This window comes from Dickeya sp. MK7 (genome assembly GCF_000406305.1).
GTDB classification, from domain to species: Bacteria; Pseudomonadota; Gammaproteobacteria; order Enterobacterales; family Enterobacteriaceae; genus Dickeya; species Dickeya fangzhongdai.
Genome location: NZ_CM001984.1, coordinates 2,552,990 through 2,553,992, shown reverse-complemented (window position 1 = coordinate 2,553,992; position 1,003 = coordinate 2,552,990). Strand labels below are relative to the sequence as shown.

Sequence of the window (1,003 nt, the reverse complement as noted above, 5' to 3'; positions counted from 1 at the left end):
GGTGCGCAGCGAGCAGGACAGCGACCGTTACGACAGCAAACAGCAGAGTGTCAGCGCCGGGGTGACGATACCGATTTACGGCGGCGGTGGCGGAGCCAGCTTCAGCTTCAGCCGTGACAAGGTGCACAGCAACTTTGACAGCGTGCAGGAGCAGTCAGGACTGTTTGCCGGCAGTAACGGGTTTGATGTCACGGTGGGGAACCACACGCAACTGGATGGCGGGGCGATAGCGTCCACGGCGAGTGCGGAGCGGAACCGGCTGGAAACCGGGACGCTGGGCTTCAGCAATATCGACAACCGGGCCGAGTACAGCGCATCACACACCGGCGGCGGGTTCAGCACCAGTGCGCCGGTGGGGCTGCAAGTGCTGAGCAACGTGGGTGGCCTGATGCTGGCGGGGGCGAACCAGAGCGGCTCGTCGGCGGGGACGACGTATGCGGCGGTGAGCGACGGCACGCTGGTCATCCGCAACCCGACCGGGCAACAGCAGGACGTGAGCGGTCTGAGCCGGGATACGGCGGGGGCCAACAGCGGTGCGCTGAATCCGATATTCGACAAGGAGAAGGTGGAAAGCAAGCTGCGGCAGGCGCAGCTGCTGTCGGAAATCGGTGCGCAGGTGCTGGATATCGCCTCGGCGGAAGGGACGATAAACGCGACGAAAGACGCCAACGCCGGGCTGGCGGCGACGTCGGCGGAGAAACGAAGGGAGAAGGCGGCGTCGCTGGCGCAGGCGTCGCCGGATAAGGTGATAACGCAGGATGACGTGACGCAGGCGCTGTATCAGGATTACTACCATGCGTCATTGAATGCGTCGCCGTACCGCACGGGCGGGCCGGTACGACAGGGGATACAGGCGGTGACGGCGGCGTTGCAGGGCGTGCTGGCGGGAAATGTGGCGCAGGCGGTGACGGGTGCGGCGGCGCCGTATCTGGCGGAGCAGATCCACAAGGCAACGACGGATGCGCAGGGCAACACGGATGTGATGGCGAACACCATCGCGCAC

General features: G+C 65.3%; 1 pseudogene. It reads left to right on the top strand.

Features of this window, described 5'->3' with window-relative positions:
* Nucleotides 1-1,003, top strand: a pseudogene (locus DXXMK7_RS23075) (filamentous hemagglutinin); the annotation flags it as partial.